The organism is Pseudomonas sp. AN-1 (assembly GCF_034057115.1).
Lineage (GTDB): Bacteria > Pseudomonadota > Gammaproteobacteria > Pseudomonadales > Pseudomonadaceae > Geopseudomonas.
This window is the reverse complement of sequence record NZ_CP139195.1, coordinates 403,000-422,070: the sequence shown is the minus strand read 5'-3', so window position 1 is coordinate 422,070 and position 19,071 is coordinate 403,000. Positions and strand designations below refer to the sequence as shown.

Genomic DNA, 19,071 nt, shown 5'->3' with positions numbered 1-19,071 from the left:
TCGCCGAATCGGTGGACACGCGAAGCGTTGTCCACCCTACGACCCAGAACGACACGGAGCGACAGCCATGACCCGGCCGACCCGGACCACCGCCTCCACCTGCTGCTACTGCGGCGTCGGCTGCGGCGTGCTGATCGAGCACGACGGCGAGACGATCCACGGCGTGGCCGGCGACCCGGCGCACCCGGCCAACTACGGCCGCCTGTGCAGCAAGGGCTCGACCCTGCACCTGACCGGCGACCTGGCCGCCCGCGCCCTGTACCCCGAGCTGCGCCTGGGCAAGGATCTCGCCCGCACCCGCACCGACTGGGACAGCGCCCTCGACCACGCCGCCCACGTGTTCGCCGAGACCATCCGCGCGCACGGCCCGGACAGCGTGGCCTTCTACATCTCCGGCCAGCTGCTGACCGAGGACTACTACGCCTTCAACAAGCTGGCCAGGGCACTGGTTGGCACCAACAACATCGACAGCAACTCGCGGCTGTGCATGTCCTCGGCGGTGGTCGGCTACAAGCGCAGCCTCGGCGCCGACGCCCCGCCCTGCTCCTACGAGGACATCGAGCAGAGCGACTGCCTGCTGATCGCCGGCAGCAACATGGCCTACGCCCACCCGGTGCTGTTCCGCCGCCTGGAAGCGGCCAAGGTCGCGCGCCCGGAGATGAAGATCATCGTGGTCGATCCGCGGCGCACCGACACCTGCGAGCTGGCCGACCTGCACCTGGCGATCCTGCCGGGCACCGACGTGGCGCTGTGCCACGGCATCCTGCACATCCTGCTGTGGGAAGGCTGGATCGACCGCGCCTTCATCGACGCCCACACCGAGGGCTTCGACGCCCTGAAGAAGCTGGTGCGCGACTACAGCCCGGCGGCGGTGGCCGACATCTGCGGCATTTCCGTGGAAAACCTGCAACTGTGCGCCGAACTGATCGGCCAGGCGCCGTCGTTCCTCTCGCTGTGGTGCATGGGCCTCAACCAGTCGAGCAGCGGCAGCGCCAAGAACAGCGCGCTGATCAACCTGCACCTGGCCACCGGGCAGATCGGCAAGCCGGGCGCCGGCCCCTTCTCGCTGACCGGCCAGCCCAACGCCATGGGCGGGCGCGAGACCGGCAGCCTGGCCAACCTGCTGCCCGGCCATCGCGAGGCCGGCAACGCCGGACACCGCGCCGAGGTCGCCGGCTACTGGGGCGTCGACGCCCTGCCGGAGGCGCCCGGCCTGAGCGCCGTCGAGCTGTTCGAGGCGGTCAGGGTCGGCAAGGTCAAGGCGCTGTGGATCGCCTGCACCAACCCGGCGCAGTCGATGCCCGACCAGCAGAAGATCCACGAGGCGCTGTCCAGCTGCCCGTTCGTGGTGGTCCAGGAGGCCTACGCCACCACCGAGACCTGCCGCTACGCCGACCTCTTGCTGCCCGCCGCCGGCTGGGGCGAGAAGGAAGGCTCGGTGACCAACTCCGAGCGCCGCGTCAGCCACGTGCGCCGCGCGGTGCCGGCGCCGGGCGAGGCGCGCGCCGACTGGGCGATCACCTGCGACTTCGCCCGCCGCCTGGAACAGCAGCTGCGCCCCGGCCAGCCGAGCCTGTTCGACTTCGCCAGTCCGGTCGCGCTGTTCGAGGAGTACAAGCAGCTCACCGCCGGCCGCGACCTCGACCTGTCCGGCCTCAGCCACGCGCTGCTCGACGACCTCGGCCCGCAGCAGTGGCCGTTCCCGGCCGGCGCGCTGAGCGGCACGCCGCGCCTGTACGCCGACGGCCGGTTCCCCACCGCCAGCGGCCGCGCCCAGTTCGTCGCCGAGCCGTACCGCGCACCGCAGGAGCAGCGCGAGGCGCGCTATCCGCTGACCCTCAACACCGGCCGCCTGCGCGACCAGTGGCACGGCATGAGCCGCACCGGCACCGTCGCCCGGCTGTTCGGCCATGTCGAGGAGGCCGTGCTCAGCCTGCACCCGGAGGAGCTGCGCCGCCGGCGTCTGGCCAGCGGCGACCTGGTCAGGCTGCGCAGCCGTCGCGGCAGCCTGATCCTGCCGGTGCAGGCCGACGAGGGCGTGCGCCCCGGCCAGGCCTTCCTGCCGATGCACTGGGGCGACCGCTTCCTCAAGGGCCTGGGCACCAACGTGCTGACCCTGCCGGCCTACGACCCACTGTCGAAACAGCCGGAACTCAAGCACGCCGGCGTCGAGGCGGAGAAGGTCGAGCTGCCCTGGCAGCTGTTCGCCCTGGTCGAAGGCGACGTGCAGCAGCGCTTCGCCGCGCTGCGCCCGCTGCTGGACGACTTCGCCTACGCCAGCCTGACCCTCACCGGCCGCGAGCGCCCGGCGCTGCTGGTCAAGGCCGCCAGCGCGGTGGCTCCCGACGCCGCCCTGCTGGCGCGCATCGACGCCCTGCTCGACCTCGACCAGGGCCCGGTGCTGGCCTACGACGACCCGCGACGCACCGTCGGCAAGCGCGTGCGCATCGAGGACGGGCGCATCACCGCCATCCGCCTGGCCGGCGAGACCGCCGCGCGCGACTGGCTGAAGGCGCTGTGGGAGGAAGGCAAGGCCGACGCCGAGCTGCGCCGCTGGCTGCTCGCCCCGCTGAGCACCCCACCGGGCAACGCCGGAGCCTGCAAGGGCAAGACGCTGTGCAGCTGCATGAACGTCAGCGAGGCGGCGATCCGCGAAGGCATCGAGCGCGGCCTCGACCTCGACGGCCTCAAGCAGGAGCTCAAGTGCGGCACCAGCTGCGGCTCCTGCGTACCGGAAATCAAGCGGCTGCTGGCGAAGGCCCCGGCCTGAAACGTAGGGTGCGCCACGCGCACCACAAACCCGACGGGGTGCGCACTGCGCACCCTACGAAGAGCGAATGCCCGGCCGGTGCCAGCAGCGCCGACCAGCGACACGAGAGAGGTGATAGAGATGAGCGCAAAAGTCTGGCTGATCGGTGCCGGCCCCGGCGACCCGGAACTGCTGACCCTCAAGGCCGTGCGCGCCCTCGGCGAAGCCGAGGTGGTACTGATCGACGACCTGGTCAACCCGGCGGTGCTCGCACACTGCCCGCAGGCGCGGGTGATCGGTGTCGGCAAGCGCGGCGGCTGCCGCTCCACCCCGCAGGAGTTCATCCACCGCCTGATGCTGCGCTACGCCCGCCAGGGCAAGTGCGTGGCGCGCCTGAAGGGTGGCGACCCATGCATCTTCGGCCGCGCCAGCGAGGAAGCCGACTGGCTGGCCGAGCGCGGCGTGGCCAGCGAGATCGTCAACGGCATCACCGCGGGCCTGGCCGGCGCCACCCAGTGCGGCATCCCGCTGACCCTGCGCGGCGTGGCGCGTGGCGTGACCCTGGTCACCGCCCACACCCAGGACGACAGCAGCCTCAACTGGCCGGCACTGGCCCAGGGCGGCACCACGCTCGTCGTCTACATGGGCGTGGCCAAGCTGGCCGACATCCGCGACGGTCTGCTGGCCGGCGGCATGCCCGCCGCCATGCCGGTGGCGATGATCGAGAACGCCTCGCTGCCGCGGCAGCGCGAGTGCCGCAGCAGCCTCGGCGCCATGCGGGAGGACGCCGCCGCCTTCCGCCTGCAGAGCCCGGCGATCCTGGTGATCGGCGAGGTGGCAGCAGCCCGTCAGAATGCCGAGCAGACCGGGCCGAGCGACCTGCTCGCGGCGGTCGGCATGCGCTGAGCCTGGCCGCCCCACGCCTGCAACACGCGCGAACTCCTGCATGGAGCGGACCGCCCCGCAAGTGCGGCGGTTGGCCGCGCCTCCGCACGGACTGGGGGCGCCGCCGTCACGCCGTCGTCACCGCTACCTGTGGTAACATTCGCCCGCACATCGCGCGGCGGAAAACGGACAAGCGTGCCGCACCGCCAAAATCCCGACCAACGGTCAAAGCGCCGCAGCTCACCCCGCTGCGGCAGCGCAACGGCTCTGCATCAGGCCTCGGCAGGCATCTGCGGACCAGCCGATAACCCAGCTGGCAGCTCGGGAAACTTTTTGCATCGAAAACATCTAATCTGGCGTGCATTCTGCATCTAGAGTGGCACTGACAAACTTTGCGCGGTGCACCAGGACTCGAGCGACAACGCCAGACCGCGTGGATAACGACAGGCCAACAAAAACAACAGGCCCCGAAATGATCAAGTTCAATACCAAATGGCGTCAGGCTGCCCTGGCCGTGTTCGCCATCACCCTCCTGCTGGTGCTGCCCAACCTGAGTCGAATGATCGGCTGAAACGGCGCCGAGCGTCGCTTCAGCGCGCGATCGGCATCCACCAGGCCAGCAGCAGCGGCAGCAGCACGAACGACAGCACTGTCGAACACATCACCAGGCTCGCCACCGCCTCCGGCGAGCGGTTGGCGCGCACGGCGAACAGGTAGTTGAACACTGCCACCGGCATCGCCGACTGCAGCACCAGCACCCCGTGCGCCAGCGGCGAGAGGCCCAGCGCCACGCCCATCCCCCAGCCCACCGCCGCCCCGCAGAGAATCCGCAGCGCGCCCAGCAGCATGCCGCGACCGATGTGCTGCACGCGGATGCTCGCCAGCGACACGCCGAGGGTGATCAGCATCATCGGGATCGCCAGGCCGCCCAGCAGGTTGACCGTGTTGGCCAGCCAGCGCGGCAGTTCGAGGTCCAGCAGCATCACCGCCAGCGCCGCACACAGGCTGAGGATGATCGGGTTGACCAGCAGCCTGCGCCACGAGCGCTCGGCACCGGAGAGGATCATGCCGAGGGTGAAGTGGCCGACCGAGAGCATCAGGAAGAACGCCACCGCCAGCGCCAGGCCCTGCTCGCCGAAGGCGTACAGGCTGATCGGCAGGCCCATGTTGCCGGTATTGGGGAACAGGTAGGCCGGCACCAGCACCTTCCAGTCCTGGGCCATGGCGCGGCTGAGGGCCAGGCCGATCAGGCCCATGACCAGCGACACCGCCACGCACGCCAAAGCCATCTGGCCGAAGGCCTGGACGTCCACCTCGGTGCGGCTGAGGGTCGACAGCACCAGGCAGGGCGTGCCGACGTTGAGTACCAGGCGGGCGACGAAGTCGGTGGGGTAGCCCTGTCCCGAACGCACCCAGCCATATCCGATCCCGGCGACGATCAGCACCGGCGCCATCACGGCGAACAACTCGGCCAGCATGTCCTGTCCTTGCGCAAAAGAAGCCGATGCTACGCGCCGGGGACGCGCCCTGCCAAGTTTGCTAGGCTGCGCGTCATCGTCCCCCTGTCGGAAGCTCTGCCATGCGCCTCCTGCCGCTGCTGCTGGTCCTGTTCGCCCCCCTGGCCGGCGCCGCCGAACTGCTGGTAGAGCTGGCCGACGGCCCACGCCGCTACGCCAGCGCCGAGCTGCTGGCCCATCCGGCCAGCCGCGAGATCGAGATCCCCGCCGACGTCAGCTACAAGCGCGCCATGCGCTACCGCGCGCTGCCGCTGGCCGAACTGCTGCCGGGCGTGCGACCCGGCGACCATCTGCAGGCGGTGGCCGACGACGGCTTCGCCGCCGAACTGCCCGCCGCCGCGCTGCTCGACGCCGCCGGCGCGCGCGCCTGGCTGGCGGTGGAGGACCCGGCCGCACCCTGGCCGGCGCTGGGCAAGGCCGGCCGCAGCGCCGGCCCCTTCTACCTGGTGTGGACCAATCCGGAGGCCGAGCAGATCGGCCCCGAGCAGTGGCCGTTCCGCATGGTGCGCCTGCGCGTGCTCCCCGCCGTGGCCGAGCGCTTCCCGGCGCTGCGCCCCGATCCTGCACTGGCGGCGGACGATCCGGTCAGCCTCGGCTTCGCCCAGTTCCAGAAGCACTGCCTGGCCTGCCACCGCCTGAACAAACAGGGCGACGCCGCCTTCGGCCCCGACCTCAACGTGCCCTACAACCCCACCGAATACCTGCGCGCCGACCTGCTGCGCCGCTACATCCGCGACCCGCAGGCCCTGCGCCACTGGCCGCAGGCACGCATGCCCGGCTTCGGCGAGGCGGCGCTGAGCGAGACGCAGCTCGACCAGTTGCTGGCCTACCTGCGCCACATGGCCGGGCGCAAGGTGACAGCCGACAACTGAACGGTCAGCGCCCGGCGCGCGACTCGCGGATGTAGTAGCGCGCCCGCTCGGCCTTCTTCACGCAGCTGTCGTAGGCCTCGAACTGCTGCTGGGTCTTGGCCGCGGTGATCAGCGACAGGGCCTTGGAATAGCTGACCGTACCGGCGAAGCCTTCGGCCTTGGCGATGTCCAGCTCCTTCCAGGCGGCATCCACCGAGTAGGCGCAACCATCGCGATTCTGCGTCTTGCCGGCGCAACCGACCAGGGTCAGGGCGAGTACCGGCAGCACTATCCAGCTCTTCATTGGCACGTCTCCAGCACGGGGAAATACGCCAAGTCTAGGGCATGAATGCCGCGCATGCGGACACGCCCCCTTCATCCCCCCTCGCCGAGCAGCGCCACCGCCTTGATCTGCGCCCACAGCTGCAACCCCGGCGCCAGGCCGAGATGGTCGCTGGAGCGGCGGGTGATGCGCGCCAGCAGCGGCGTGCCGCCAGCGTCCAGGCGCACCAGCACGTGGGCCGGGGTGTCGGCCTCGGCCAGCTCGCACACCGTGGCGGCCAGCACGTTGGTGATGCTGCTGTCCTCGCAGCGACTGAGCGCCAGGCTGACGTCGCGGGCATGCACGCGAAAGCGCAGCTTGTGGCCGACCGCCTCGGGGCGCCGGGCGACCAGCACCGCGCCGCCGGGGAAGACCAGGCGGGTCAGGTGGTAGGCCGGATCGTGGTCGGCCACCCGCGCCTCGATCACCACCCCGGCATCCTCGCCGAGGGCGGTGGGCAGGTCGAGGCGCGCCAGGGTCTGCTGCAGCGGCCCCTGGGCAACCACCCGGCCTTGGTCGAGCAGCACCACGTGGTCGGCGAGGCGCGCCACCTCGTCCGGCGAGTGGCTGACGTAGAGCACGGGGATGTCCAGCTCGTCGTGCAGGCGCTCCAGGTAGGGCAGGATCTCGTGCTTGCGCTTGAGGTCCAGCGCCGCCAGCGGCTCGTCCATCAGCAACAGGCGCGGACTGGTGAGCAGCGCGCGGGCGATGCCGACCCGCTGCCGCTCGCCGCCGGACAGCCGCCCGGGCATGCGCTCGAGCAGGTGGCCGATGCCGAGCAGCTCGATGACCCGCTCCCAGGAGACCCTCTGCGTCGCCTTGTCGATGCGCTTCAGCCCGTACTCCAGGTTGCGCCGCACCGACAGGTGCGGGAACAGGCTGGCCTCCTGGAACACGTAGCCCAGGGCGCGGCGGTGGGTGGGCACGAACAGGCCGCGCTCGCTGTCCTGCCACAGCTCGCCGTTGACCTCGAGATGCGCCACGCTCGCCCGCTCCAGGCCGGCGACGCAGCGCAGGCAGGTGGTCTTGCCCGAGCCGGAGTGGCCGAACAGCGCGGTGACGCCACGGCCGGGCAGCTGCAGGTCGACATCCAGCACGAAGCCGGCATAGTCCAGGCGGAAACGGGCGTGGATGCCGTCCCCGGCCTGCCCGGCGAGGGGGGATACATACGGTTCGCTCAATGTGTTCATCGGCATCCTGGGCGCGCTCAGCCGCGCCAGCCCTGCTTGAGGCGGCTGCTGTAGAGCGCCAGCAGCACGAGGAAGGAGAAGACCAGCATACCGCCGGCCAGCCAGTGGGCCTGAGCGTACTCCATGGCCTCGACGTGGTCGTAGATCTGCACCGAGACCACCCGGGTCTTCTCCGGAATGTTGCCACCGATCATCAGCACCACGCCGAACTCGCCCACCGTGTGGGCGAAACCGAGGATGCTGGCGGTGACGAAGCCCGGCTTGGCCAGCGGAAGCACCACGCTGAAGAAGGTGTCCCACGGGCCGGCGCGCAGGGTCGCCGCCACCTCCAGCGGGCGCTCGCCGAGCGCCTCGAAGGCATTCTGCAGCGGCTGCACCACGAACGGCAGCGAGTAGAACACCGAGGCCACCACCAGGCCGGCGAAGGTGAACGGCAGGGTGCCCAGCCCCAGGCTCTGGGTCAGCTGGCCGATGAAGCCGTTGGGCCCCATCGCCACCAGCAGGTAGAAGCCCAGCACGGTCGGCGGCAGCACCAGCGGCAGGGCCACCACCGCGCCGATCGGCCCCTTGAGGCCCGAACGGGTGCGCGCCAGCCACCAGGCGATCGGTGTGCCGATCAGCAGCAGGATCGCTGTGGTGGTGGCTGCGAGCTTGAGCGTCAGCCAGATCGCCGCCCAGTCGGCGGTGGTGAGTTCGGGTAGCCCCATGTTCCGCTTGCGCTCTCTCAGTGGATGGATTCGCCGGGCAGCACGAAGCCATGCTGCGTCATGATGGCCCGCGCCTGCTGGCTGGAGATGAAGTCGGCGAACTTCGCGGCCAGCTCATTGTTTTCTGCCCGCTTGGTAACGATGAAACCCTGCTCCAGTGGCTTGTGCAGATGCTCGTCGATCAGGGCATGGCCTCCCGCTTCGGCGAGCACGGGATTCAGGGCGAGGGCCAAGGCGATGATGCCGACCTGGGCATTGCCGCTCTGCACGAACTGAGCGGTCTGCGCGATGTTCTCTCCCAGCACCAACTTGTCCTGCAGCTTGTCCCACAGCCCCACGCTGCGCAGCGCTTCCTCCGCACGCTTGCCGTAGGGTGCATGCTTGGGATTGGCGATGGCGATCTTGCCGATCGCTGGATCGAGCAGGCTTTCCAGGGTCATCTTGCTGGCGTCGCGGCTGTTGCTCCACAGCACGATCCGCCCCAGAGCATAAGGCCGGGTTTTGCCGGCCGACAGGCCGGCCTCCTCCAGGCTCCGGGCAAAGGCGATATCGGCCGAGAAGTAAAGATCGAATGGCGCCCCCTGCTGGATCTGCGTGTGGAACTTGCCCGAAGAGCCATAAATGACCTCGATCTTGTCGTCGGGTTGCTCCTTGCGGAACCCCTCGACGATTTCGTCCATGGCGAACTTGAGGTCGGCCGCTGCTGCGATCGTCAACGACTCAGAAGCATGTACCGTACCCGGCCCTGCGAAACTGACAGCGACTGCAAGCATGGGAATCGCCAGAACCGCCAGCAGGCGGGAAAGGTAAAAGCTCATAGTGACACTCCCTTTGTGGTGGGTCGGGAAATGGCTCATTCCCAGGCGGCGAGGATCACGCTGGAGGACTGGAAGAAGGCGCAGGCCTCCACCCCGGGGGCGATGCCCAGCGCCGCGCAGCTCTCGGCGGTGACCACGCAGGTTACGCTGCGCCCGGACGGCAGGGCCAGGGTCACCTCGCTGTTCACCGGCCCCTGGTGGACGGCGGCGACTTCGCCCCACAGTTGGTTGCGCGCGGTGAGCCGGATGCCGCGCTCGGTGGCCAGCATCACCGAGGAAGACTTGACCAGGGCGAACACCTCCTTGCCGATGGCCAGGCCGAGATTGTCGGCGCTGGCCGGGGTGATGATGGCGGCGATCTCGGTCTGCGCGTCCAGGCGGATGCGCACCTCGTAGTCCACCCCGCCGACGCGCAGGCCGCTGACGGTGCCGGCGAACTGGTTGCGCGCGCTGGTCTTCATGCTCATCGAGTGCATCAGGCGCTGGAAGGACCGGATGTCGCCGCCGCCGACATCACCGAGGCGCGCCGACAGGCGATCGAGGGCGCCCTGGTACTCGATCTCCAGGGCGCGGTACATGGCCACGATGCGCCGTCCGTACTCGGTGAGCTGCGTGCCGCCGCCCTGACGCCCGCCGGCCACGCGCACCACCACCGGCTCCGGGGCCAGGTTGTTGAGGGTGTCGATGGCGTCCCAGGCCGCCTTGTAGGACAGCGGCACGGCCTTGGCCGCGCGGTTGATCGAGCCCTCGCGCTCGATGGCCTCGAGCAGGCGGATGCGGGTATCGGACAGCGCGGTACCGACGTCGGTATCCAGCGACATGCGCGCCAGGAAACGGGTGGCGGTCGTGGTCATGGCGGTTGCTACCTGGTTATCTGTATTCACGGATTCATACAAGGCAACCTGCATGCCAAACCGTCTTTCCTATGGTTGAACGGCCAAAAGCCGCGCCCTTACGCTGTTGCCCATGGGCCTGCCACCGGCTTACCGATATTCGCTATGTCACAAGCGACATAGCGAATGTTGCAGACCCTACATGACTCGCGGCAGGAGTGCGTCATGGAAATCGGCGCAGGCAACGTCTTCGAGGGAAGCGTCGCCTCCGTGCAGCCAGGCGCGGTGATCGAGGCATCCAGCGCGATCCTCGGCGTGCCAGCCTGAGCGATCCCCAGGAACGCGAAAGGGGGCGTAGCCGGCCGGCTGCGTCCCCCTCCTGTTGCACGGCGGGAAGCTCAGCGCCGGGCGCGCTGGCGCAGGTACTCGACCACCGCCTGCTGGTCGCCGCTGAACTCGATGCGCGCCGCCTTGCTCTCGCGCTGGTAGGCGTACATCGGGTCGTAGTACTCGCCGAGCAGCCCCTCGATCCAGCCGCGGTGCAGGTCGACCGCGCCGCTGCGCTGCTGCTCGGCCAGCGCCGCGTCCATGATCGCCGCCAGGCGCTGGTAACGCTCGCCGCCCAGGCGCCTGACGATGTTCTTCAGGCTCTGCTGCAGGCGCTCGGCGAAGGCGAGCATGCCCTGCTCCTCACCGTGCAGGGCAATGAACTCGGCGGACAGGTCGATCACGTAGTCGCCGAGGATGCGCTCGACGCGCCCTGCCACGCTGTCCTCCAGCCACACCAGCGGATACTCCTGCATGCCCTGGTGCAGCGGCAGCGGCAGAGAGCAGCTGCCGATCAGCCGGCTCTCGTCCTCGAGGACGAAGGAATGCATGCCGGCCGCACGCTTCTTCAGCAGGTCGATGGCCAGCAGGTTCTCGAAGTCGATCTGTCCCGGCTGCCCGGTGGCGTGCTTGCCGAAGCTGGAGCCGCGGTGGTTGGCGTGCTGCTCCAGGTCGACGGCGTTGCCGAGCTGGGCCAGCACCTCGGTCTTGCCGGTGCCGGTCATGCCGCCGACGATGACGAAGTCACACTCGGCCACCGCGGCCTCGGTGGTGTCGATCAGGAAGTTGCGCAGCGCCTTGTAGCCGCCGATCACCCGCGGGTAGTCGATGCCGGCCTCTTCCTTGAGCCACTGCTGGGTGATCTGCGAGCGCAGGCCGCCACGGAAGCAGTACAGGTAGCCGTCGGGGTTGGCGCGGGCGAAGGCGGCCCAGGCCTCGATGCGCTCGGCCTTGAGCGGGCCGCGCACCAGCTGGTGGCCCAGCTCGATGGCGGCCGCCTGGCCGTGCTGCTTGTAGCAGGTGCCGACCTTCTGCCGCTCGACGTCGTTCATCAGCGGCAGGTTGACCGTGTGGGGGAAGGCGCCCTTGGTGTATTCCACCGGGGCGCGCACGTCCATCAGCGGCAGGTCGTTGAGGAAGATGTCGCGGTAATGGGCACTGTTGGGACGCATCAGAGCACCTCTACCGCGTGGCTCTGTCGGGCGACCAGCTCGCCGATCGGCGCCAGCGCGAGGCCCAGCTCGGCGGCCACGGCGAGGAACTCGGCCTCGCCTTCCGGCGCCACGGCGATCAGCAGACCGCCGCTGGTCTGCGGGTCGCACAGCAGCAGCTTCTGCGCTTCCGGCAGCGGGGCGATGCGCTCGCCGTAGCTGTCGAAGTTGCGCAGGGTGCCGCCGGGCACGCAGCCCTCATCGAGGTAGTGCTCGACACCGGCGATGCGCGGCACCGCGGCGTAGTCGATGCGCGCGGTCAGGCCGCTGCCGTCGGCCATCTCCACCAGGTGGCCGAGCAGGCCGAAGCCGGTGACGTCGGTCATCGCCTTCACCTGCTCCAGCTTGCCGAAGCGCGCGCCCGGCCTGTTGAGGGTGCACATCCAGTCGCGGGCGAGGCCCACGTCCTCGGCGCGCAGCTTGCCCTTCTTCTCGGCGGTGGTGAGGATGCCGATGCCCAGCGGCTTGGACAGGTACAGCCGGCAGCCCGCGGTGGCGGTGTCGTTGCGCTTCATGAAGCGCTTGTCGACGATGCCGGTCACCGCCAGGCCGAAGATCGGCTCGGGGGCGTCGATGGAGTGACCGCCGGCCAGCGGGATGCCCGCCTCGTCGCACACCGCGCGACCGCCGCGGATCACCTCGCGGGCCACTTCCGGGGCCAGCACGTTGACCGGCCAGCCGAGGATGGCGATGGCCATCAGCGGGTCGCCGCCCATGGCGTAGATGTCGCTGATGGCGTTGGTGGCGGCGATGCGGCCGAAGTCGAACGGGTCGTCGACGATCGGCATGAAGAAGTCGGTGGTGGACACCACGCCGCGCTCCTCGTCGATGGCGTACACCGCGGCGTCGTCGCGCGAGGCGTTGCCGACCCACAGCTTCGGATCGAGGTTCTGCGCGCCGCTGCCGGCGAGGATCACTTCCAGCACCTTGGGGGAGATCTTGCAGCCGCAGCCGGCGCCGTGGCTGTACTGGGTGAGGCGGATCGGTTCGCTCATGAGTCACTCCGGGGAATTCGCGATGGCGGCGATTCTAGCAAACGCCACGGGGCAAGACCTGCGGGGGCGTTCGGGGCCATACTGGAATCATGGGTATGGGCAGATGCTGCTGCCCGGCCTGCAAGGACAGGGGGATAGGATCATGGGCAAGACTGTCGCACTGGTGCTCGGCTCCGGCGGCGCGCGCGGCTACGCGCACATCGGGGTGATCGAGGAGCTGGAGGCGCGCGGCTACAAGATCGCCTGCATCGCTGGCAGTTCGATGGGGGCGGTGATCGGCGGCATCTACGCCGCCGGCAAGCTGCCGGTGTACCGCCGCTGGGTGGAAACCCTCGACTACCTGGACCTGCTGCGCCTGCTCGACGTCAGCTTCTCGATGGGCGCGATCCGCGGCGAGCGGGTATTCGGGCGCATCCGCGCCTTTCTCGGCGAGATCAACATCGAGGACCTGCCGATCCCCTACACCGCGGTGGCCACCGACCTGACCAACCAGCAGGAAGTGTGGTTCCAGGAAGGCTGCCTGCACCAGGCGATGCGCGCCTCGGCGGCGATTCCCAGCCTGTTCACCCCGGTGGTGCAGGGCTCGCGGGTGCTGGTCGACGGCGGCCTGCTCAACCCGATCCCGATCGTGCCGGTGGTGTCCAGTCGCTGCGACCTGATAGTCGCGGTCAACGTCAACGCCAGCAACCAGCTGCAGTACGAGCTGCCGGTGATCGAGCGGCCGCAGGCGATGAAGAACCGTCTCGACCAGATGATGACGTCGATCGGCGCCCTCGGCGCGCGCCTGCCGTTCCGCCGGCGCGGCGGGCCGGAACTGCCGGTGCTGCTCGAGGGGCACGAGGCGCAGTTGGCGGGCGGCTCCACCCACGGCGTCGCCGCGGCCAAGGCCACTCACCTGCACGTGGTGGAGAACGAGGCGCCGGACAGCCTGCTGGAGATGATCAACCAAAGCATCGACGTGATGCAGAACTCGCTGGCGCAGTACAAGATCGCCGGCTATCCGCCGGACATCCTGGTCAACGTGCCCAAGCGGGTGTGCCGCTTCTTCGAGTTCTACAAGGCGCCGGAGCTGATCGCCCTCGGCCGGCAGATCGCCGGCGACGCGCTGGACAAGTACGAGCAGCACCACGACTGAGGCAGCCGCGCCCGCTGCCACCATCCGCCCGGCCGCTCACTCGCCGCCGGGCGCACCGCCTTCCGACACGGACTCCAGGTCGTAGCCCTCGTCCGCTTCTTCCTCCAGACCGGCCAGTTCGCCTTCCCCGTCGACGACTCCCGGCATCAGCTCCAGGGGCGATCCTGGCGCCATGCCGGCGACCATGGCGACGAACTCCTCGGCTGGCATGGCCTGGCCGTTGAAGTCGACCTGTCCGCCGGCATAGCTCAGGCGGCTGACGATGTCCTCCCCCTCCACCCGGCCGACCTGCGTGCTGGTGGCGATCATCGCGGCCAGCTCGGCCACCTCCTCGGCCTGCAGGGCCGCCGCGCCCTGATCGGCGTCCGGGTCGAGGGACGCCTGGAAGTTCATCAGGTCGCGGATCGTCGGCTTGCCCAACACCAGGTGCGCTTCCAGCCTGCCGATCAGTTGCCGGGCCAGCTCCGCGGGCGGCAACTCGTAGGACTGCGGCCTGTCCAGCTCGACCCGCAGGTCGAAGCGGCTCTCGCCGCTGGCGGTCCTCAGCGCCAGCCGATCGAGCGACACGCTCGGCTTGCCGGCGAGCAGCGCTTCCAGACCATCGCGCAGGCGCCTTTCGTCGCTGTCGGTCAATGCGACGGGCTGCGCCTGCGGCTCATTCATGCGCGCGAGCAGCTCCTTGTACCAGCTCTCCAGCCGCTGCAGGGCGGCCACGTCCAGATTGCCCAGTGTCAGCCCGAGGCTGGCCGAACTCAGCGGCTTGCCGCCGTAGCCGAGGCTGCCGACCTCGTAGTCGAGCGCGGCGCTCAGGCGGCTGCCCTGCTCCTCGATCCGGTCGGTCTGCACGAAGTTCTCCACCAGCAGCCCCGGGCGGTCCGCGTCGAGCAGCTCGACGCGGGCCAGGGCCAGGCGGCTGCCGCCGACATAGAAGCCGGAAGCGCCGAGGCGGTGCTCGCTGTTCAGGCTCAGGCCGGAGAGGCGGACCTGCGCCACCTCCCCGTCGCGGGGGAAATCGAAGGTCAGGCTGTCCATGCCGCCGGACAGTTGCACGGTTTGCGCCTGCGCGCCCAGCTTCAGGGCCAGGTCGATGCCGGAGAAGCGCAACCGGCCCTGGTCGGAAGCCAGCTCCAGGGGGTGCAGGCTGACCTGCCCCGTCACGCTGTCGTCATAGCCCAGCACCAGGTAGCCGCTCAGCGGCACCGCCCCGCCCGCGCCGGCGAACCAGGGCGTGACCGCCGCGCTGCGCTCGAGGCTGAAGCGACTGACCGCCAGGACCGGCGCGAGCTCGAAGGACGCCAGGCGCGACAGCGGCAGTGGGCCATGCTCGATCCGGTCGCTGAACAGCAGCTCGGCGGGGTCGCCATCGGCGCTCTCGGCCTCGCCGAAGGCGATCCGGTAGCGAGCGGTACTGGAGAAGATCCCGCGCTCGAGGGCCACCAGTTCGAGGCTGGCGCCCTGCCCGGGCAGCGCCTCGCGCAGCTGCTGGTTGCCGCGCTCGAGCGCGGCCTGCAGCGTGCCCTCCAGCTGCGTGCCGCTATACCAGGGCGGCAGCGTGACCGCGGCGCCCGCGGCGAGGATCAGACCCAGGGCGATTCCTGTCTTGTGCATGTCGACTCTTCCATTGAGTGAAGGAGAATGGCGCCGGCTCAGCCGGAGTCTCCGGGACGCGGTGCATGGCGCTTGTGGGGCTGGTTGGCGATCCAGTCGCCGATCAGGCTGTAGGCCACCGCCAGCAGGGTCGGACCGAGGAACAGGCCCATGAAGCCGAAGGCGAGGATGCCGCCGAACACGCCGAGCAGCACCACCACCAGCGGCAGGTTGCCGCCGCGGCTGATCAGGTAGGGCTTGAGCACGTTGTCCACGCCGCTGATCACCACCAGGCCCCAGATGGCGAGGAACAAGCCCATCCCGTACTGCTCCTGCCAGATCAGCCAGGCGCTGGCCGGAATCCACACCAGCGGCGGGCCCATGGGGATCAGGCTGAGGGCGAAGGTGAGGATGCCCAGCACCAGGGCGCCCGGCACCCCGGCGATCAGGAAGCCGATCAGCGCCAGCACCGCCTGCGCAGCGGCGGTGCCGATCACGCCGTTGACCACCCGCTGCACGGTGCCGGCAACCAGTTCCAGGTAGTGATCGGCGCGCCCGCTCATCAGGCGCTCCAGCAGGCTGCGCGCATAGTCGGCCAGCTGCGGCCCGTCGCGGTAGAAGAAGAACACCAGCACCAGGCTCAGCGCCAGCTCCAGCACGCCGCCGCCGATCTGCGCGCTGCGCGCCAGCAGCCAGTTGCCGACCTCGCCCAGATACGGCTTGAGCGCAGCGAGCAGCGCCGCGCCCTGCACGTCGAGCTTGTTCCACAGGCCCACCAGCTGCGCGCCGAACAGCGGCACTCCGGCCAGCCAGGCAGGCGGCTCGGGCAGGCCTTCGACCTGCAGATCCTTGAGCAGGGCCACGACGCTGCGGACGTGGTCGGCCAGGTTGAAGCCGAGCCAGACCAGCGGCACCGCCACCAGCAGCATCCAGCCGAGGGTCAGCACGCCGGCGGCTGCCGAGGTGCGCCCGCGCAGCAGGCGGGTCAGGCCGCGCATCAGCGGCCAGCTGGCGAAGGCCAGCACCGCGGCCCAGAACAGCGCCGACCAGAACGGCGCCAGCACCCACAGACAGGCGGCCAGCAGGCCCAGCATGAGGATCTGCACCAGCAAGCGGTCATGCTCGATCATTGGCCTTCCCTTGCTGCGCAGCGCCGGCCGGTGCCGGCGAAGAAGTGGCGTGCGATCGGCACGGCTCCCGGCTCAACGCAGCCACTCCAGGCGCAGACCCGGCGCCTCGCCCGGCTCGCTTTCCAGCCGGGCAGCGCGGGTGCCGCGCTCGATCAGCGCCTCGCGCCAGGCCGGGGCGGCCTGGCCGCCGAGCAGCAGGCGCACGCCGGTATCCAGGCGCAGGGCGCGCGCCAGCAGCGCCAGCCAGGGATCGGCCGGCTCGGCGGGCAGCTGCGCCAGCTCGAGCACGCCGGCATCCTTGAGCTGGCGCAGCAGGGTCTCGGCGTTGGGCAGATGCTCGCCCTGCGGCGCATTGGCCTCCAGCAGCTCGACGTGCAGGTAGCCGCGGCGGGTGCCGCGGGTGATGGCGTACAGCGCCAGCAGGCTGTCCTGGCGCGGCGCGGCGAGCTGCAGCAGCAGATAGGCCTGCTGCTCGTCCGGGCCGTACAGGCGCGCGTTGCCGAACACGTTGTTGGCCCACAGGCTGCTAGCGCCGCACTCGCGCCCCTCGCACCAGTGCAGCGGACGCGCGTCCAGGGCCAGCAGGGCGGTGCGCGCCTGGGCGAAGGCGTCGGCGCTGCCGTGGCCCTGCGGCAGTTCGTAGGTCAGCGCGCTGAGGCGGCCGACCACATCGATCTCGGCATCCACGCGCAGGCGGCCGCTGATGCGGCGCAGGGCGCTCTGCGGATAGATGCGCTCGACGTTGTCCTGCACCCGGTAGTCGACGATCTCCGCGCGCGGGAAACGCGGCAGGATCTCCAGGTCCTGGCTGCCCGGCACCTCGGCCCAGGCCGGCAGGATGGCCAGACTGGCGATCAGCGGCAGGCGGCGCCAGGCGCCCCTCGGCGACCCGCCCGCGCCGGCCGGCGCAGCGGTGTACAGCTCGGTCATGCAGTTTCTCCCTTGCGATGCCGCTCAGCCTCGACAGTTGGCCGGCACAAGTCAAGGCGCGGCGGACAGGGCTTTGAAACAGTCTGCAACCGCCTGCGCGCCGGCCTCGTCGTCCAGGTGCAGGTGATGACCGCCTGGCACGCGGTGCACGCGCACCGGCAGGCTGTCGAGCAGCGCCAGCCATTCGCCGCGCTGTACCGGCAGGCCCTGTTCGGCCAGCACCAGGTCGACCGGACAGCGCACGGCGCGCACGAAGGCCTCGGCGTGGGCACGGGTCAGGCGCAGCGGCGAAGGCAGGGTCAGCCGCGGATCGGTGCGCCAGGTATAGCCGCCGGCCACCGCCGTCAGGCCGCGGCTGGCGAGCAGTTCGGCGGCCTCGTGGCTGAGCGGGGAGCCGCCGCGCAGGCGCGCCTCCACCGCCCGCTCGACGCTGGCGTACACCGGGCGGCGCTTGTCGCGCAGCGCCAGCTGGGCCCGGAGCGCCTCGCCGAGCTTGTGCGGCGCCTGCTCCGGCTCGTGGGTCAGCGGGAACATGCCGTCGATCAGTGCCAGCCGCTCGATGCGCTCGGGTACGGCGCCGGCCAGCAGGGTGGCGACGATGGCGCCCAGCGAGTGGCCGAGCAGGGCGAAGCGCTGCCAGCCGAGCTGGTCGGCCACCGCCAGCACGTCCAGCGCGTAGTCCCACAGCTGGTAGCTGGCGCCGGCAGCGCGGTGCCCGGAGTGGCCATGGCCGGCCAGGTCGAGGGCGACGATGCGCAGGCCGGGCAGACGCGGCGCCAGGCGGGCGAAGCTCATGGCGTTGTCCAGCCAGCCGTGCAGTGCCAGCACCGGCTGGCCGTCCTCGGGACCATAGAGATGGGCGGCCAGTTCGATGTGCGGCAGGTTGAGGCGGATTTCCTCGACGGCGACGGTCATGGTCGTCTCAGCGCTCCGGCGGATGGTACAGGGCGCGCAGGTCCATCAGCCCGGCCAGGGCCATGTCGCCCTCGAGCAGGGCCAGGCTGGCGGTATTGAAGGTCACCGGCTGCTGCAGGTGGCCGTGCACCAGCAGACCGGCCAGGGCACCGACCAGCGGCATGTGGGTGACCACCAGCAGGTTCTGCTCGCGGCGTCCGGCGAGCATGGCCAGGGCGGCGCGCGGGTCGTCGTCGGGGGTGATGCCGTCGACGGTATGCAGCGCCGGCTCGCGGCCGAGGGCCTCGTGCACCAGCTCGGCGGTCTGCTGGGCGCGCACGTAGGGGCTGACCAGGATGGCATCCAGCGGCTCGCCGAGCAGGTGGCCGGCGGCATGCAGGGCCTCGGTGCGGCCGCGCTCGGTCAGCTCGCGCAGGTGGTCGCCGGTGCGCACGTAGGGGCCGGCCTGGCCGTGGCGCAGCAGCCACAGCCTCATGCCCGGGGCTCCGCCGGCGCATCCGGGCCGTCCGCCTTGCCGGCCTCGGGAGCCGGAGCGGCCTGGTCCGTCCCGGACGGCGTTTCGGTGGCCTCGGCAGCGGACTCGGCAACCGGCGCCTCGGCCGGCGTACTGGCCGCAACCGGGACAACGGCTGCGGATGCGGCAGCCGCCGGCGCCACGACAGGAGCCGGGGTCAGCGGCCGGGCGCCCTCGCCCTGCGCCTCGCGGGGCGCCGGCCAGTCGGCGAACGGCCAGGGCTTCTCGTCGCTGTGGAAGCAGCCGAAACGACCGATCTGCGCCAGGTACTGGCTGAGGCCATCGCCGAAATCCATCAGCGCGCGGCTGGGCGCGCCGTTGATCAGGCGCAGGACCAGCTGCAGCAGGACCACGGCCACCAGCACCAGCTCGGCGAGCTGCCAGACGATGGCGAACAGCACCATCCACAGCACCCGCAGGATCAGGCCTTCACGACTCTGTTTGTCATCGGACAT

17 protein-coding genes and 1 pseudogene are annotated in these 19,071 nt (G+C 70.3%); 4 read left to right on the top strand and 14 right to left on the bottom strand.

Annotation, left to right across the window (positions count from 1 at the left end):
* The first annotated feature begins 67 nt into the window (after window positions 1–67).
* Both SK095_RS01990 and cobA read left to right on the top strand, forming a co-directional pair.
* Window positions 68–2,770 (top strand): molybdopterin-dependent oxidoreductase, encoded by a 2,703-nt coding sequence (locus SK095_RS01990; RefSeq protein WP_320547660.1) that lies wholly within the window; start codon window positions 68–70, stop codon window positions 2,768–2,770.
* Between the two features lie 120 nt (window positions 2,771–2,890).
* Window positions 2,891–3,655: a uroporphyrinogen-III C-methyltransferase gene (gene cobA, locus SK095_RS01985; protein ID WP_320547659.1), complete on the top strand. Its 765-nt coding sequence runs from the start codon at window positions 2,891–2,893 to the stop codon at window positions 3,653–3,655.
* Window positions 3,656–4,224: 569 nt separating this feature from the next.
* Here cobA and SK095_RS01980 read toward each other — a convergent pair.
* A complete protein-coding gene (locus SK095_RS01980) occupies window positions 4,225–5,112 on the bottom strand; it encodes an AEC family transporter (RefSeq protein ID WP_320547658.1) in 888 nt (295 codons plus the stop codon).
* Window positions 5,113–5,213: 101 nt separating this feature from the next.
* Here SK095_RS01980 and SK095_RS01975 point away from each other — a divergent pair, with 101 nt between their 5' ends.
* A complete protein-coding gene (locus tag SK095_RS01975; RefSeq protein ID WP_320547657.1) occupies window positions 5,214–6,023 on the top strand; it encodes a cytochrome c in 810 nt (269 codons plus the stop codon).
* A gap of 4 nt (window positions 6,024–6,027) precedes the next feature.
* Here SK095_RS01975 and SK095_RS01970 read toward each other — a convergent pair whose 3' ends face one another.
* The 7 genes from SK095_RS01970 to selD form a co-directional block, all read right to left on the bottom strand.
* Window positions 6,028–6,306: a hypothetical protein gene (locus SK095_RS01970; protein ID WP_136488968.1), complete on the bottom strand. Its 279-nt coding sequence runs from the start codon at window positions 6,304–6,306 to the stop codon at window positions 6,028–6,030.
* Between the two features lie 71 nt (window positions 6,307–6,377).
* Window positions 6,378–7,514, bottom strand: a complete 1,137-nt coding sequence (gene modC / locus SK095_RS01965; RefSeq protein ID WP_320547656.1) for a molybdenum ABC transporter ATP-binding protein — start codon at window positions 7,512–7,514, stop codon at window positions 6,378–6,380.
* Window positions 7,515–7,531: 17 nt separating this feature from the next.
* Window positions 7,532–8,221 (bottom strand): molybdate ABC transporter permease subunit, encoded by a 690-nt coding sequence (gene modB, locus SK095_RS01960; protein ID WP_320547655.1) that lies wholly within the window; start codon window positions 8,219–8,221, stop codon window positions 7,532–7,534.
* Window positions 8,222–8,238: 17 nt separating this feature from the next.
* Window positions 8,239–9,039, bottom strand: coding sequence for a molybdate ABC transporter substrate-binding protein (gene modA, locus SK095_RS01955; RefSeq protein WP_320547654.1), 801 nt, complete (start codon window positions 9,037–9,039; stop codon window positions 8,239–8,241).
* 35 nt (window positions 9,040–9,074) lie between these two features.
* A complete protein-coding gene (locus SK095_RS01950; RefSeq protein WP_320547653.1) occupies window positions 9,075–9,893 on the bottom strand; it encodes a TOBE domain-containing protein in 819 nt (272 codons plus the stop codon).
* A 377-nt stretch (window positions 9,894–10,270) separates the two neighbouring features.
* Window positions 10,271–11,371, bottom strand: a complete 1,101-nt coding sequence (gene mnmH, locus SK095_RS01945) for a tRNA 2-selenouridine(34) synthase MnmH (protein WP_320547652.1) — start codon at window positions 11,369–11,371, stop codon at window positions 10,271–10,273.
* The gene (gene selD, locus SK095_RS01940; RefSeq protein WP_136488974.1) at window positions 11,371–12,405 is read right to left on the bottom strand and encodes a selenide, water dikinase SelD; all 1,035 of its coding nucleotides are present in this window, start codon (window positions 12,403–12,405) and stop codon (window positions 11,371–11,373) included. The genes mnmH and selD overlap by 1 nt, the downstream gene beginning before the upstream one ends.
* A 142-nt stretch (window positions 12,406–12,547) precedes the next feature.
* On the opposite strand from selD, the gene SK095_RS01935 reads away from it, so the two are divergent.
* Entirely contained in the window at window positions 12,548–13,540 is a 993-nt protein-coding gene (locus SK095_RS01935) for a patatin-like phospholipase family protein (protein ID WP_136488975.1), read from the top strand.
* A 36-nt stretch (window positions 13,541–13,576) separates the two neighbouring features.
* Here SK095_RS01935 and SK095_RS01930 read toward each other — a convergent pair whose 3' ends face one another.
* The 6 genes and pseudogenes from SK095_RS01930 to SK095_RS01905 form a co-directional block, all read right to left on the bottom strand.
* Window positions 13,577–15,148: a YdgA family protein gene (locus SK095_RS01930; RefSeq protein WP_320547651.1), complete on the bottom strand. Its 1,572-nt coding sequence runs from the start codon at window positions 15,146–15,148 to the stop codon at window positions 13,577–13,579.
* Window positions 15,149–15,186: 38 nt separating this feature from the next.
* On the bottom strand, window positions 15,187–16,257 hold the full coding sequence (locus SK095_RS01925; RefSeq protein WP_136488977.1) for an AI-2E family transporter: 1,071 nt from the start codon (window positions 16,255–16,257) through the stop codon (window positions 15,187–15,189).
* Window positions 16,258–16,329: 72 nt separating this feature from the next.
* Window positions 16,330–17,187: a DUF4892 domain-containing protein gene (locus tag SK095_RS01920; RefSeq protein ID WP_320547650.1), complete on the bottom strand. Its 858-nt coding sequence runs from the start codon at window positions 17,185–17,187 to the stop codon at window positions 16,330–16,332.
* Between the two features lie 51 nt (window positions 17,188–17,238).
* Entirely contained in the window at window positions 17,239–18,102 is an 864-nt protein-coding gene (locus SK095_RS01915) for an alpha/beta fold hydrolase (protein WP_136488979.1), read from the bottom strand.
* Window positions 18,103–18,109: 7 nt separating this feature from the next.
* Window positions 18,110–18,577: a phosphohistidine phosphatase SixA gene (sixA, locus tag SK095_RS01910; RefSeq protein WP_136488980.1), complete on the bottom strand. Its 468-nt coding sequence runs from the start codon at window positions 18,575–18,577 to the stop codon at window positions 18,110–18,112.
* 185 nt (window positions 18,578–18,762) lie between these two features.
* Window positions 18,763–19,071 (bottom strand): annotated as a pseudogene (locus tag SK095_RS01905) (DUF4389 domain-containing protein); the annotation flags it as partial.